This is a genomic window from Paenibacillus sp. J22P51 (genome assembly GCF_059692215.1).
Map to the genome: position 1 here is coordinate 102,500 of NZ_JCAUAZ010000007.1, position 14,544 is coordinate 117,043.

Annotated in this window: 17 protein-coding genes; 15 read left to right on the forward strand and 2 right to left on the reverse strand. The window is 45.3% G+C overall.

The annotated features are described in order from the left end of the window. Nucleotides 1–4: 4 nt before the first annotated feature. The 8 genes from AC58QC_RS16645 (at nucleotide 5) to AC58QC_RS16680 (ending at nucleotide 9,693) form a co-directional block, all read left to right on the forward strand. The gene (locus AC58QC_RS16645; RefSeq protein ID WP_497416246.1) at nucleotides 5–670 is read left to right on the forward strand and encodes a TadE/TadG family type IV pilus assembly protein; all 666 of its coding nucleotides are present in this window, start codon (nucleotides 5–7) and stop codon (nucleotides 668–670) included. Between the two features lie 27 nt (nucleotides 671–697). After that, complete coding sequence (locus AC58QC_RS16650) at nucleotides 698–1,207, forward strand: A24 family peptidase (protein ID WP_497416247.1); 510 nt, start codon at nucleotides 698–700, stop codon at nucleotides 1,205–1,207. Between the two features lie 14 nt (nucleotides 1,208–1,221). Next, on the forward strand, nucleotides 1,222–2,709 hold the full coding sequence (locus AC58QC_RS16655) for a DUF6382 domain-containing protein (protein ID WP_497416248.1): 1,488 nt from the start codon (nucleotides 1,222–1,224) through the stop codon (nucleotides 2,707–2,709). A gap of 105 nt (nucleotides 2,710–2,814) precedes the next feature. Next, the gene (locus AC58QC_RS16660; protein WP_497416249.1) at nucleotides 2,815–4,371 is read left to right on the forward strand and encodes an ABC-F family ATP-binding cassette domain-containing protein; all 1,557 of its coding nucleotides are present in this window, start codon (nucleotides 2,815–2,817) and stop codon (nucleotides 4,369–4,371) included. 42 nt (nucleotides 4,372–4,413) lie between these two features. Next, the gene (locus AC58QC_RS16665; protein ID WP_497240083.1) at nucleotides 4,414–4,704 is read left to right on the forward strand and encodes a Dabb family protein; all 291 of its coding nucleotides are present in this window, start codon (nucleotides 4,414–4,416) and stop codon (nucleotides 4,702–4,704) included. Between the two features lie 152 nt (nucleotides 4,705–4,856). Further along, a complete protein-coding gene (locus AC58QC_RS16670; RefSeq protein ID WP_497416250.1) occupies nucleotides 4,857–5,906 on the forward strand; it encodes a M42 family metallopeptidase in 1,050 nt (349 codons plus the stop codon). Next, the gene (locus tag AC58QC_RS16675; RefSeq protein ID WP_497416251.1) at nucleotides 5,903–7,858 is read left to right on the forward strand and encodes an ABC-F family ATP-binding cassette domain-containing protein; all 1,956 of its coding nucleotides are present in this window, start codon (nucleotides 5,903–5,905) and stop codon (nucleotides 7,856–7,858) included. Before AC58QC_RS16670 ends, AC58QC_RS16675 begins: the two co-directional genes overlap by 4 nt. A gap of 221 nt (nucleotides 7,859–8,079) precedes the next feature. Continuing rightward, nucleotides 8,080–9,693, forward strand: a complete 1,614-nt coding sequence (locus AC58QC_RS16680; RefSeq protein WP_497416252.1) for an ABC-F family ATP-binding cassette domain-containing protein — start codon at nucleotides 8,080–8,082, stop codon at nucleotides 9,691–9,693. Nucleotides 9,694–9,758: 65 nt separating this feature from the next. Here the strand turns inward: AC58QC_RS16680 and AC58QC_RS16685 are convergent, their stop codons facing one another. Next, nucleotides 9,759–9,980 carry a hypothetical protein gene (locus tag AC58QC_RS16685; RefSeq protein WP_497266202.1) on the reverse strand — a complete coding sequence of 74 codons (222 nt, stop codon included), beginning with the start codon at nucleotides 9,978–9,980 and terminating at the stop codon, nucleotides 9,759–9,761. Between the two features lie 73 nt (nucleotides 9,981–10,053). Between AC58QC_RS16685 and AC58QC_RS16690 the strand changes: the two genes are divergently transcribed. Genes AC58QC_RS16690 through kapB form a run of 3 tightly spaced genes read left to right on the forward strand, consistent with a single transcriptional unit; the run spans nucleotide 10,054 to nucleotide 11,303 of the window. Continuing rightward, nucleotides 10,054–10,575, forward strand: a complete 522-nt coding sequence (locus tag AC58QC_RS16690) for a hypothetical protein (protein ID WP_497416253.1) — start codon at nucleotides 10,054–10,056, stop codon at nucleotides 10,573–10,575. 3 nt (nucleotides 10,576–10,578) lie between these two features. After that, nucleotides 10,579–10,902 carry a thioredoxin family protein gene (locus AC58QC_RS16695; protein ID WP_497416254.1) on the forward strand — a complete coding sequence of 108 codons (324 nt, stop codon included), beginning with the start codon at nucleotides 10,579–10,581 and terminating at the stop codon, nucleotides 10,900–10,902. 14 nt (nucleotides 10,903–10,916) lie between these two features. Beyond that, a complete protein-coding gene (gene kapB / locus AC58QC_RS16700) occupies nucleotides 10,917–11,303 on the forward strand; it encodes a kinase-associated lipoprotein KapB (RefSeq protein ID WP_497416255.1) in 387 nt (128 codons plus the stop codon). Here kapB and AC58QC_RS16705 read toward each other — a convergent pair. Continuing rightward, nucleotides 11,300–11,521, reverse strand: a complete 222-nt coding sequence (locus AC58QC_RS16705; protein WP_497416256.1) for a hypothetical protein — start codon at nucleotides 11,519–11,521, stop codon at nucleotides 11,300–11,302. The genes kapB and AC58QC_RS16705 overlap by 4 nt on opposite strands. Before the next feature lie 253 nt (nucleotides 11,522–11,774). Between AC58QC_RS16705 and AC58QC_RS16710 the strand changes: the two genes are divergently transcribed. The 4 genes from AC58QC_RS16710 (at nucleotide 11,775) to AC58QC_RS16725 (ending at nucleotide 14,520) form a co-directional block, all read left to right on the forward strand. After that, complete coding sequence (locus AC58QC_RS16710; RefSeq protein ID WP_497416257.1) at nucleotides 11,775–12,851, forward strand: Gfo/Idh/MocA family protein; 1,077 nt, start codon at nucleotides 11,775–11,777, stop codon at nucleotides 12,849–12,851. 16 nt (nucleotides 12,852–12,867) lie between these two features. Then, nucleotides 12,868–13,503 (forward strand): trimeric intracellular cation channel family protein, encoded by a 636-nt coding sequence (locus AC58QC_RS16715; protein WP_497416258.1) that lies wholly within the window; start codon nucleotides 12,868–12,870, stop codon nucleotides 13,501–13,503. Between the two features lie 45 nt (nucleotides 13,504–13,548). Continuing rightward, nucleotides 13,549–14,028: a hypothetical protein gene (locus AC58QC_RS16720; protein WP_497416259.1), complete on the forward strand. Its 480-nt coding sequence runs from the start codon at nucleotides 13,549–13,551 to the stop codon at nucleotides 14,026–14,028. Between the two features lie 336 nt (nucleotides 14,029–14,364). Continuing rightward, the gene (locus tag AC58QC_RS16725; RefSeq protein WP_497416260.1) at nucleotides 14,365–14,520 is read left to right on the forward strand and encodes a hypothetical protein; all 156 of its coding nucleotides are present in this window, start codon (nucleotides 14,365–14,367) and stop codon (nucleotides 14,518–14,520) included. Nucleotides 14,521–14,544: the final 24 nt, after the last annotated feature.

Sequence of the window (14,544 nt, forward strand, 5' to 3'; positions counted from 1 at the left end):
AGAGTTGCTTCTCAAATTGAGCAAAGGGCAAGAAGGCGGCATCGTGTTGGAAGCTTCGCTCATTTTGCCTATATTTCTGGCGTTTGTGGTAGGTCTTGTGCTTTTCATTCAAATTGCCATTGTCGAAATGGCGATGCAGTCAGGTGTTTCCGAGGCGACGAAATCCATTGCAGGTCAACTCTATCCTGTTCGAATTCTGGTTCAAGAAGCTCGCGCGAAATATGATCAAAGCCGCGCCGCGGACATACTTAATACAGCTGTGGATCAAATTCAATCTGCTCGCAATCATGTGACGAGTGCGGAGGATTTTGCCGATGAGTACGCTGCCTACATACCAGACCCGTTATTGGAGCTTGTACGCTTGGAAAAAGAGAAGCGGGAACTTGGGGAGGAAATGGCGCAAGATGAGCTGAATGGGCTCTATGAATCACAAGTAAAACCGCGCATTCTAGCTGTCTTTACACCTCTTGTGTATGCTTTTTGTGATGCTGCAATCGTCGATAAGAAGAAATTTAAAGTGATTTCCGTGACCCTACCGAGTATGGAACAAAGCGGTGAGGCTTTCTTTGGGATTGAAGCGCAACTGAGTTATAAGCTTTCGATCCCTTTTATGAGCCAAACGATTGTTGTGAAAAAGAGGGCCTATGAGCGGGCTTGGGTTGGGGCTTAAACAGAAGGGAGGTATAGAATTATTTTATTGATTCATTGTCTTTTTATTATTTTTATCGCGATTGCCTTTATTGTTGATGTTCGTCATGCAAAGCTGCCAAATAAGCTGACGATGTGTGGAACTATAGTGGGAATATTGTTTCACACATGGACACAGGGTTGGAATGGATTGCTGTTTTCTCTCTGTGGAGCACTTACTGGTTTTCTCATCCTACTCGTTTTGTACGTTCTAGGTGCTTTGGGGGCAGGGGATGTCAAACTTTTTGCGGCTATTGGCGCAATCATGGGCGTTGCTTTTGTCTTACAAACACTCGTATATGCCATTCTATGTGCTGGACTCATCGGGCTTTTCCTATTACTTATTCAAAAACAAATGAGAGCTACAGGTCAAAAGCTTACGGGCTGGCTTATCTCAATTTTTGTCCATAACAATATCGCAACATTACGCGATATCAAGTATCAGAAAAACATCAAATTTCCCTTTATGTACGCCGTTTTTCCTGCGGTGGTTATCACATTATACTATTCTTTGCTTTGAGATGAGGTGGTTGTATGACACAAGAAGTATTCGGACTTCGGTATGAGTTTGTTTATCAACATGGCCACCATATGGCGTTGTACAAGGAAGGGGGATTAGCAACAAGTGATCTTTCCTCCTTGCAAGTACGCATGCTAGAAGCGAATCAAGTCCCGAGGCTGCTGCCGCTTGACATCCTTGAGGTGGACTCACGTCTTCGTTTGCAATATAAATTATCTTCCAAACGTATGCTGTCACATGTTCTGAAGGTGGAACCGTTCTCGATCCATCAGCTTGCCAAGTTGTTGTATGCCATTATATGTACACTCGAAGAAAGCAAAAATTACATGCTTTACGAAATGAATTTCGTGCTGAAGGATAATTTTATTTTCGTTGGACAGGATTGGGCGGACGTTTACCTGACGTATGTACCGTTAGATACACAGCATGTTAGTGATGATATCTATCCAGCGATAGATTCACTTCTAACAAAGCTTCATCTACATGTTCGGGAAGAGGAGCAGGATCAACTGAATACTTGGATTTCAGCTCATTTGGCTAACAAGAGCTTACTTGGTTATAAGGAATCGTTACTAAAATTAATGGACGAGCCGATTTTGGTGCGAAATTCAACACCTGATGAACCAACTGAATCCAATGAAATCTTATTATCAGAGCCAGGGTTACCTAAAGCACATTGGAAACAGGAAGAGAATATGCGAATAGAACCTAGCATTCCCAAGTTGACTGAACCTGATCAGAAGAAATTCATGGATCATGATATTCACACATCCCCAGAATCAGATTCTCGTGTATTTCCTCTAACATTTATTCCCTTAAACCAGCGACCACGATGGATGATAATAGCATTAATAGTTATCATTGTGGCCTTTCTATGGCAACTTTACTTAACGTCACCCTCAGCGGGCTCTCTTCAGCTTATAGCTGGTATAACATTGCTACTGGGAGATGTGGGCTTTGTTCTTCTTTGTAGGGGCTTCCCACAGCTACAAAGGCCAAAAAACAACAAGTTGAAGAAACATTCTCTCGCTGTACATAATCCTTTTCCGGAATACGCTAGTTCCCTTGATTCCTCATCAATCGTGGCTCCATTAGATATGCAAGACTACTATCGCAATCTGTCGATGCATACAACCCTCCTCCAACCCTCAGGGTCCAATGTCACGGTGTTTCTTGGGAAATCCCCAACGCAAAAACCGCTCGGACCCCGATTAGAAATTCTAGTGGAAGATAAGAGTCAAACTGTTCCCATCAACAGTGAAGTTTTTACTATTGGCAGGGGAGATCTAAGCAGCAAAATCGACTATGTGATGGATATCGTAGGTGTTTCCAGAATTCATGCGGAAATTGTACTAACTAGCAACGGCTATCAGCTTCGAGATGCAGGCTCAACCAACGGAACCTATTTAAATGATCTTCCTCTGGTCACCTATCAATCCTATCCGCTAAAAGATGGGGACATTGTGCGAATTATTCGACAGGAAATGACTTTTCGCATCTAATACAAATAGTTCTACTTCCTGTCTGCCATGAGCAGTGGTATAATAAGAAGTCGCGAGTAAAATACGTGATTATCTTAGAACTAGACAGGGGTTTGGTTTTACAAAATGAGTCTTTTAACAATTGAAGATTTAAGCCACAGCTTTGGCGATCGTACATTGTTCAAAAATGTATCGTTCCGCTTACTTGCTGGTGAACGCGTTGGTATCGTTGGAGCGAATGGCGTGGGGAAATCCACGTTGATGAATATATTAACAGGCAAGCTATTGAAGGATACAGGAAAAGTAGAATGGACACCGAGAGTCCACTATGGCTATTTGGACCAGCACTCCGTGTTGGCCGCGGGTAGGACTATTCGCGATATATTGCGTGATGCGTTCTTGCCGTTGTATGAAGAAGAGAAAAGAATGATGGCCATTACCGACAAAATGGGTGACGCCACGCCAGAGGAGCTTGAAGTGCTTCTCGAGGAAATGGGTGAAATTCAAGAACGCTTGGAAATCGGTGATTTCTATCTGCTTGATGTGAAAATCGAAGAGATGGGTAATGGTCTCGGTTTGAATGCGATTGGTTTAGATCGTGATGTAACCTCTCTTAGTGGTGGACAGCGCACGAAGGTTCTTCTAGCTAAGCTATTACTAGAAAAACCAACTGTGCTTCTGCTCGATGAGCCTACCAACTACCTAGATGTGGAACATATCGAATGGTTGAAAATGTACCTGAAAGATTACCCATATGCGTTCATGTTAATTTCACATGATACCGAATTTATGAATGAAGTCGTGAACGTTGTCTATCATTTGGAGTTTTCCAAATTGACGCGTTACACAGCGAATTATGAGAAATTCCTTGATATGGCTGAAATGAACAAGACGCAGCACATTGACGCTTATGAGAAGCAGCAAGAATATATCAAGAAGCAGGAAGATTTCATCGCGCGCAACAAAGCGCGGGCGTCAACTTCAACCCGCGCGAAGAGCCGGGAGAAGCAGTTGGATCGAATTGACCGCATTGAGCGTCCGGAAACGGCAATGAAGCCTACATTTGTATTCAAAGAATCGCGTTCAAGTGGTAGAGTAGTATTTGAAGCGCAAGATTTGGAAATCGGCTATGATCGTGCCTTGCTTCCGAGGATGAATGTGACGATTGAACGCGGTGAGAAAATTGCCATCGTCGGCTGCAATGGGGTCGGTAAATCCACCTTATTGAAGACGATTCTTGGGAAAATCGAGCCTTTCAGCGGCAAAACGTATCGCGGCGATTATTTGAGTCCTGCGTACTTTGAGCAAGAGGTCAAAGCGCCAAGCATGACGCCGATTGATGATGTATGGAATTCATTCTCTTCCATGACACAGAATGAAGTTCGAGGAGCGCTTGCTCGAGTTGGTCTCAAAAATGAGCACATTACTCGTGCCATGAGCATGCTAAGTGGTGGTGAGCAAGCGAAGGTTCGTCTATGCAAGCTGCTCATGCAAGAAAGCAACTGGTTGCTGTTCGATGAGCCAACGAACCATTTGGACGTCGTAGCCAAAGAAGAGCTTCAACGCGCTTTAAAAGAGTACAAAGGCACCGTTTTGCTTGTCTGCCATGAACCTGAATTCTATGAAGGTTGGGTTACACGTGTTTGGGACGTTGAAGAATGGTCAGCTAAAGTAATGAGTTAAACCATTAAACAAATCAAATTAATCAAATCGGAGGAGATCACGATGTTAACGCACGTTGTGTTTTTTAAGCTCAAAGATCGCAGTCCTGAAGCTGTGGAAGTAACCAAAGCCGTTCTTACGAATATGGAAGGTAAAATCCCGGTTTTACGGCACATTGAGGTTGGGACTGACATTCTACATTTAGAGCGTTCTTACGATATCGCACTCATCACGAAATTTGATTCACTAGATGATTTGAAAGTTTACGATACACATCCTGTGCATGAAGAAGTCAAAGCTCATATGAAAACAGTTCTTGATGGAACGTCCATCTGTGTTGATTTTGTAAGCTAACTCACGTTTGAAAAACATAGGAGAACAGTGTAGTATCCTTAGAAGAGGCTCGTTCTTGACGTTGTCAGGCGCTGGCAAAAATTCTTAGGCTGCACTGTTTTTTGTGTGTTTAGCGCAATACGAACTACATATGAAAAAGGGAGGAATCCGAGTTGAAGTCCAATTTAAATAGAGCTTATATGACAGAAGTTCTTGAAATGCTGCTGCGGACTCCTAGTCCGACAGGGTACACGCATCACATTATGCAAAAAGTAGAGCTAGAAGTGAGTAAGCTTGGCTTCGAGCTTTCTTATACGAATAAAGGCTGCGGTATTGTTACCGTTCATGGTACAAGCTCAGATCGCGTAATTGGCATCTCTGCACATGTGGATACGCTGGGTGCGATGGTGCGCTCCATTAAAGACAATGGTACGTTGAAAATCACTTCGCTTGGTGGTTTTATGATGGGTGCGATCGAGAATGAGTATGTGCAAATTCATACACGTGATGAGCGTGTGTATGATGGTACGATTCTTACGTCTAGACCATCCGTGCATGTGTACGAGGATGCGAGAGAGTATAAGCGCGATGAGGCGAATATGGAAGTTCGTATAGATGAGCTTGTTAGTTCCAAAAAAGATGTGCAAGCACTCGGCATCCGTGTTGGCGACTATATCTCGTTCGATCCGCGTGTCCAAGTGAAGGATAATGGCTATGTGAAGTCACGCCATTTGGATGATAAAGCTAGCGTAGCATCCTTGTTCGGCCTTCTTAAGCTGATAAAAGAGCAAGGGATACAGCCTCTTTATACGATCAAGCTATTCTTCTCCAACTATGAAGAGGTTGGTCATGGCTCCGCATTTATTCCTGAGGATATTACGGATTTTATCGCCGTCGATATGGGCGCGCTTGGTGATGATTTGAGTGGTAGTGAACGCGATGTTTCGATCTGTGCGAAGGATTCGTCAGGTCCTTACGATTATGCGATGACATCGAAAATGATCGAGCATGCCGAGAAGCTGGAAATCGGCTATGCAGTTGATATTTACCCACGCTATGGCTCGGATGCATCGGCAGCACTAAGAGGCGGCCGCGATATTCGTGCAGCGCTAATAGGTCCTGGTGTTCACGCGTCACATAGCATGGAGCGTACGCATATGGATGCTGTAGTGAACACAGCTGCCCTTCTTGCTGCGTACATCATGGAGCCGGTGCAAGGATGAATATTCTAAGCGCGGTCGATATAACCAAAACCTACGGCGACAAGGTGCTCTTCGATGACATCTCGTTCACCTTGAACGAGAAGCAGCGCATTGGCCTCATCGGCGTGAACGGCACAGGCAAGTCCACGCTTCTGAAAATGCTAGCGGGTCTGGAAACACCGGATCGCGGCAAGCTCGTGCACGCGAACCATTTCCGCGTGGAATACTTGCCACAGAACCCGGAGTTCGATCCGAACTCCACGGTGCTTGAGCAAGTATTCCACGGCGATTCGCCGCTCATGAAGACGCTCCGCGACTATGAGCTAGCACTCGCTGAACTGGAGCTGGACGCCTCCAATGAGAAGAAACAAGCGCGCCTGTTCAACGCCCAGGCGCGCATGGATGAGCAAGGTGCTTGGGAAGCCAGCACCTTGGCCAAAACCGTGCTGATGAAGCTCGGCATCAGCGAATTCGACAAACCCGTCGGCCTGCTGTCCGGCGGTCAGCGCAAACGCGTAGCCATGGCGCGCGTTCTCATTCAGCCTGCCGATCTGCTCATCCTGGATGAGCCGACGAACCATATTGATAACGAGACGGCCATCTGGCTCGAGGAGTTCCTCAGCAAATGGCGCGGAGCCTTGCTGCTCGTTACCCATGACCGGTACTTCCTAGAGCGGGTCACCACCCGCATTCTGGAGTTGGACCGGGGCAAGATCTACAGCTACGAGGGGAACTACGAGTGGTTCCTCGAGAAGAAGGCGGAGCGGATGGATTCCGAAGCCGCTAGTGAAGACAAGCGGCAGAATCTCCTCCGCCGCGAGCTGGCCTGGCTCCGTCGCGGCGCGAAGGCGCGCACGACGAAACAGAAGGCGCGCATCCAGCGCGCCGAGGATCTTCGGGACCGCCAAGTGGACGGTCCCGCTGACAAACTCGACATGGCGCTGGCTGGCAGCCGCCTTGGCAAAAAGGTGATGGAGCTGGACGACATCTCCAAGGCTTTCCCAGGCGGAAAGCCGCTGCTCAGCGGCTTCAGCTACATCGTGATGCCGAAGGATCGTCTAGGCATCATCGGTCCTAACGGCAGCGGCAAGTCGACGCTGCTCAATATGCTCGCGGGGCGAATTCAGCCCGACAGCGGCACGATCGAGACCGGCACAACGGTGAAGTTGGCCTACTATACGCAAGAGAACGTCGCAATGGATGAGAAAATGCGCGTGATCGAATATATCAAGGAAGCCGCAGAGCAGATCCGCACGTCGGATGGTGAAACCATTTCGGCCGCACAGATGCTAGAGCGCTTCTTATTCTCACCAAACCTGCAATGGTCGCCAATTGGCAAGCTTTCAGGCGGAGAGCGTCGCAGACTTTATTTGTTACGCACCCTAATGGGTGAACCGAATGTTTTGCTTCTCGATGAGCCGACCAATGATTTGGACATCCAAACTTTGACGATACTGGAAGATTATCTGGATCAATTCTCAGGGGCTGTTATTACGGTTTCCCATGATCGATACTTTTTGGATCGGACAGTTTCCCATTTATTTGCTTTCGATGGGAATGGCGGAATAGAGCCGTTCATCGGGACGTATTCGGATTATTTGGATGATAAGCGTGAACAAGAAGAGGCGGAGCAAGCGAGGAAAGAAGTTATTCGCCAAGCAAGCTCGAAGACAGCTATCAGCAGTCCTGCGTCTATCCCTTCAAGTGCAAGCTCATCCCAAGCAACGAATCGTCCGAAGAAGCTTTCTTTTAAAGAACAGAAGGAATGGGACGAAATTGAGAACACAATAGCTGCCCTAGAGGACAAAGTCGATAGCTTGAAAAAGCAAATCGAAGCCTCCGGAAGCAACTTTGACCTCGCTCGCGACCTGTATGAACAAGAGCAACAAACCGCTGCAGAGCTTGAAGCAGCAATGGAAAGATGGACTTATTTATCAGAGTTAGTAGAACAAATAGAACAAAATAAGTTATGATAGAAGAGGAAGTTCAAAAAGTCGTCTTTTGATCACGAAGCTAGCCAAGAAGTTAATTCGACATCGAATCTTGCGTTCACCTTCGAAGTCCGGTGCTCATGTAGTTTTGCCTACACTCCGCTCCTCCTTCTTCAGGTTCTCACAACCTTCTCGATGCTGAAAAGCCGACTTTTTGAACATTTATTAGAAGAAAATAAAATAAAGGTAGGTAAATATACCACATGATTAGTGTAAATAACGTGACGCTTCGTTACGGCAAGAGAGCCCTTTTCGAAGACGCCAATATTAAATTCACACCAGGCAATTGCTACGGATTGATCGGAGCGAACGGTGCAGGTAAATCCACTTTCCTTAAAATTCTTTCTGGAGAGATCGAGCCGAACACAGGTGAAGTCAGTATTACGCCAGGCGAGCGTATGGCTGTCCTTAAGCAAAACCATTACGAGTTTGATGAAATCGAAGTTTTGAAAACCGTGGTTATGGGCCACTCCCGCTTGTACAAAATCATGGAAGAGAAGGATGCTTTGTATGCCAAAGCGGATTTCTCCGAAGAAGATGGCATGAGAGCGGCTGAGCTTGAAGGTGAATTCCAGGATCTTGACGGCTGGCAAGCAGAATCCGACGCAGCAGAGCTACTTATCGGTCTTGGGATCCCAACATCCTTACATGATACGAAAATGAAGGATCTTGACGGTAACGAAAAGGTTCGCGTGCTCTTGGCACAAGCACTATTCGGTAACCCGAACATTCTGTTACTCGATGAGCCTACCAACCATTTGAACTTGGAGTCGATTAAATGGCTAGAGCACTTCTTGTCCCGTTTCGAAGGCACTGTTATCGTTGTATCACATGACCGTCACTTCTTGAACCAAGTATGTACCCATATCGCCGATATCGACTTTGGTAAAATCCAAATGTACGTTGGTAACTACGACTGGTGGTACGAGTCCAGCCAACTAGCGCTTCGTTTGGCACGTGATGCTAACAAGAAAACGGAAGAGAAACGTAAAGAGTTGGAAGCCTTTATCGCGCGCTTTAGTGCGAATGCGTCCAAATCCAAGCAAGCGACTTCCCGTAAAAAGCAATTGGAGAAGCTTACGCTTGAAGATATTCGTCCATCCAGCCGGAAATATCCGTTCATTCACTTCAAAGGTGAGCGTGAAGCTGGTAAGCAATTGCTTGCAGTTGAAGGTATCTCCAAAACGATTGATGGCGTTAAAGTACTGAACAATGTGACATTCACTTTGAACAAAGGGGATAAAGTTGCTTTCGTAGGACCAGACGGGATTGCGAAAACGACGCTATTCAAAATTTTGATGGGCGAAATGGAAGCAGACAGCGGCACGTTCTCGTGGGGCGTAACGACATCGCAGGCGTATTTCCCAAAAGACAGCCAAGATTACTTCAATTCCGAATTAACTCTGGTGGATTGGCTGCGTCAATACTCCAAAGATCCGGATGAATCATTCCTTCGTGGATTCCTAGGACGGATGTTGTTCTCAGGCGAGGAAGCGCTGAAGAAAGCGAATGTCCTTTCCGGAGGAGAAAAAGTACGCTGCATGTTCTCCAAAATGATGTTGAGCGGTGCGAATGTGCTTATTCTTGATGAGCCAACGAACCACTTGGATTTGGAATCCATCACTGCGCTTAACAATGGCCTTGTTGATTCCGACTGTACGATGTTGTTCGTCTCCCATGACCATCAGTTCATTCAAACGATTGCGAATCGCGTCATGGAGTTGACACCGAAAGGTATCATCGACAAAATGCTGACATACGATGAGTACTTGGAGAGCGAAGATGTGAAAAAACAACGCGAGATCCAATACGCATAATTGTAAAAGTAAAAAGCGCCCTGAAGAATTTCTCTCAGGGCGCTTTTACCTACACAAAGTGTTGTCTAGCTGCCGCCAGTGCGACGGCGTTGATTATTTACTTTTTTGGTCATTTGGCTTTTCGCTGTTTGATTGCTATTACCAGCTGCTTTGGGGTTTGCACGTGCTGCGGCTTGATCCGCTTGCTTCTGTGCTAGCTTTGCTTTAATTGCGTCGGCTAAGCTTACTTTTTTGACACCTTGTGGCTCGACCTGGTCGGCCTGCTGGGCTTGAGGCTTGTCTGACATAAGAACACCTTCTTTACGTGGTATATCCATAGTATAATCGAATCAAAGAAAAGATGAAAGAAGGTGTGTGGGGATGTTTGATCCGACGATCTATGACAATATCAAAGTCGTGCTCGAAGGGGCCGTCTATGATTTGGACTTGGAAGGTAAAATCATCATAACACGAAGAGAAGATTTAATTGACTTGTCATCGATGTCTCGCACATTTGCAATAGAATTTGCTAGACAAGTGGGACTGCCTAATCAGGCGGAAATCTACTTACATGTTCATTTGAGTGATTTAGCAGCAGAGATTCTCGAAAATCCAACGGCTAAGCCTGGTTGCACGCTGTTAATTAAGCTTCATACGCATGTGAACGATCCCGAATTAGATTGCCCAATGATCGAAGCACAATTGAACGCTATTTGGGAACAGCGTCCGCGAATTACGCAGCAAATTTCATATCTATATGGGGAACAACCAGAGGAGTTCCATAATCTCATTACATTATCCTTTGGTCGCAAAATTGATGAGAGCCACCTCGATGACTTTTCGGATCTGATCGACTATGCTTTTGAAAGCTTGGTGTGGCTGGATGAAAGAGGGGCACTGTGAATCATGCAGGAATTATCTCAACAAGAGCTTCTAGACAAGGTAGGCCAAGCTAACGAAGGATCCTTCGCCGTCTTTATGTACACACCACTCTGTGGTACTTGCAAGGTAGCAGAACGGATGCTTGATATCATTCTGACGATGAAGCCAAGTCTTCCACTTGTGAAATGTAATATTAATTTTCTACCGCAAGTAAGCCAAGAATGGCAAATTGCAAGTGTCCCTTGTGTTGTAATCTTGGTACCTGGGAAAGAAAAACAATTGATTTACCGGATGCAATCCGTGGATGAGCTATATCGTAAACTATTGCCATTAGTAGAACAAGAATAGGAGTTGTGTACACGATGAATTTTCAAATCGGAGACCACGTTATCGCTGAGTATAAAACAGGGGTTTATTTCGGTGAGGTTGTAGAATTGACAACTAGCATGAAGGCGGCTGTTCGCATTCTTGCAGTGAAGGAGCACCCAACACAAGGAGATTTACATAATCCGATGGATCCAAGCGTAGCTTTTTTTCATCAAAGACGGGCATTATCCCATCAAGAGATTGCATTAATGCCGATTGCAACGATTCGTCCTTATGCGGGTGAGGTGCCAGATTACCAAGTGTCTCTGAAGAGAGCGCTATTGGCTCAAATCGATAAACTGTCGGACATGGAAGCATGGGCCCGACGCTCTCTGCAGGAGCTTGATCAGCTGAATAAAGAATATTTTCCACCGTCCAATTAGGAAACTTCCAAGTACAACTTGGTGCCATCATTGTATTTGAAGATTGCGACATCACCAATGATCTCGATCATCGAGATCATTTTTAATTTTCTGCGAAATTCAAAATGCAGCTCGTATTCCTTCAATTTACTTGAGAGTAACTCCATCTGGGAACGTTTATGAGTAAAATTCATCACAGGGATCGACTTATTCTTGTAGCGGATCGTGTTTGCTTGCATGTTCAAGCCCTCCTTTACACGGATACTTCTGTTTTCTCACTTCTTTACATTCAAAGATACATTTCAAATGTTAAATATGTTCGAGTGCAACTATTAGAAAAGTTTTAGCATTTTATTATATGTGAATAATAGCGCTACAGGGCTAGTTCCGATAAGATAAATTTTTGAGGGGCAGATTCGTGGTTGCGGGGAGAGTTAACCCCATTTATAATAGATAAGATTGTATTCTAACAGGTTCTGGAGGGTCACAGATATGACAGTAGCACAACCAACTCGCATAGGAATTATTGGCGCCGGGAATATCGGAAATGTACATATGGAGACTATCAAAACCATACCAGGGGCACAGCTTGCAGGTGTGACGGACGTGTATTTGCCGCTTGCTGAAACGAGAGCGAGAGAACATAATATTGAGCAGGTATATGCAAACTCAGATAAATTGTTAGCGGATCCTTCGATTGACGCGGTCGTCATAGCGGTATCGAATGAGTGGCATGCGCCAATTGCTGTACAAGCCTTGGAAGCAGGAAAGCATGTGATGCTTGAAAAGCCGATGGCAATTGACTTAGCTTCAGCTCGTCAAATTGTAGAAGCAGAGCGCAAAGCAGGAAAGATTCTCATGATCCCGCACCAAATGCGTTGGGAAGCAGCGGCGATTGCCGTGAAGGAACAGGTGGAGAAGGGTGCACTTGGTCATATTTATCACGCGAAAGCGAGCTATTTGAGACGTAAAGGCATTCCAGGCTGGGGAACATGGTTTACGCAAATGGAAAAATCAGGCGGCGGTCCCCTAATTGATCTTGGTGTACATATGTTAGATTTAACCATGTATTTGATGGGTAATCCAAAGCCTGTTTCGGTATATGGATCAACTTATGCGGAGTTTGGGCCGCGGAAGCAAGGGATTGGCACTTGGGGAGCTCCGAATTGGCAAGGGAAATTTGATGTAGAGGATTTAGCAACGGCCTTGATCAAGTTTGAAAATGGGGCAACGCTTTCCTTGGATGTCAGCTGGGCTGGGTTATTGGAGACAGATAATTTGCCAGTTGTTCAGCTGCTTGGAACGGAAGGCGGCGCTTATGTGAAAGGTGCGAAAGGAAAGCTTTTTGCAGAAAAATTCGATCGAATTGTAGAAACAGAACTTTCCGCACCAGCAGCGAATGACGATCCGCGCGCACGCATGGTACAGCATTTCTTATCTAGTATCGCGAGTGGTTCTAGGCCGATTACTGATGTCATGACGGGGTACACGAATAATTTGATCCTAGATGCGATTTATCGTTCGTCGCAAACAGGCGATGAAGTGAAATTGAACTGGGACATCGAGTAGACAGGGGCTGCAAGAAGTGAATTGGGAGTTATTTAGTATTATCGGAACGATTGCCTTCGCTGTGAGTGGTGCGATCGTGGCGATGGAAGAGGAATATGATATTCTAGGTGTCTATGTACTTGGTCTTGTTACGGCGTTTGGTGGAGGAATCATCCGTAATATGCTCATCGGGAAACCGGTTGTGTTACTATGGGAGCAAGGGATGTATTTTCAGATCGCGTTGTTTGCCATGACCGTTGTCTTCTTTATGCCAGTGAAATATATTCGATTATGGAAAACTTGGGAAGCCTTCTTTGATGCGATAGGCCTTGCAGCGTTCGCTATCCAAGGAGCGCTATATGCAACGAATATGGGCCATCCGTTAAGCGCGATCATTGTCGCGGCTGTACTCACAGGTATTGGCGGAGGTATGGTCCGCGATGTGCTGGCAGGTCGGAAGCCGCTGGTGCTGAAGGATGAAATCTATGCCGTTTGGGGCATGCTTGCTGGAGCACTTGTCGGACTTGGCTGGTCACAAGGTACGTGGCAGTTAGCGATTTTATTTTGCTTAATCATTATCCTAAGAATGTTCTCTGTCAACTACAAATGGAAACTGCCAAAACGTTCATTACGTGATTCTATGGCCGAATCTACAAGAAGATCAGATTCTTAGCCATTCAGCATGCAAGATATCAGCTGGAGAAAGGAGGAGAGTCATTTGGAAGCATCTTTAACACTGCAACAGAAAATTTCAGCAGAAACGATTGCTACACGTATTATTTCTGTGAAAGAACTTCTACAAACGGAGTTAGATCTGTACGAAGTATCGAAGGATTCAGAGACAGGCGAGCATTACCTGCATTATGCCTATATGCATCGAGATTTCACGAATACGGGAGAGCCAGAATCCTTTCACTATTTAATGCCAATTAAGAATGATGATGTGCTCGGCATGATCTTTGGTGAGCAAGGGTATGCTTATCCGGAGCATTGGAAGTCCTCCTTTTTACGAAATGGTCCAGAAGGCTTCTACATCTGGTTTGACCCTTCTCATGAAGCTGAGCAGAATGAGGATGAGGCAATTGCGGCTGAATTGATGCAGAAGCTTAGAGCCTTTCATGATCAAGGTAATGTTGATCCCGAAGCTGTGCGAAAGCTTTTAGAATCAATCGACGAGACACGGAAGAAAGATGAATAGAAAGCACGACGAGACCTACTCCATAAAAACTGCGATTATGCAGCTTTTGTGGAGTTTTTTTCGTGATTAATGGAAAGTACTGCAAATATACATGTTTTTGGTTTGAACTTTCATTGAAGATGAAATATGTAAGAAAAAGATGTATTTTTGCTTCAATCTTCAGCCAATGTGCAGAAACGAAACAAAAAGCCTGCATAATAGCATTTTTCTATCTTGTACTGGTGTCAAGGGAGGTAGGCTGCTAAGATATTTGCCTTTTTGTTTAGTAAAAATAAGGGAATTGGACCATATTAACAATAGAGTCAACAGGATACACGGAAAGGGGGACACGTTAACATGGAAATGGCATCGTATCATTTTGCGAATTTGGGAATACATGAGGAATTAATGCAGGACCTTCGCAATCTGGAAACCCGCATGAAAGAAGAATTAGGGTACGATATTGCGCTAATTGCGTATACAAAGGAAGCTGACGGCCTCGAAAGCAAGTAAATAAGTAAGTAGTACATACAGAGA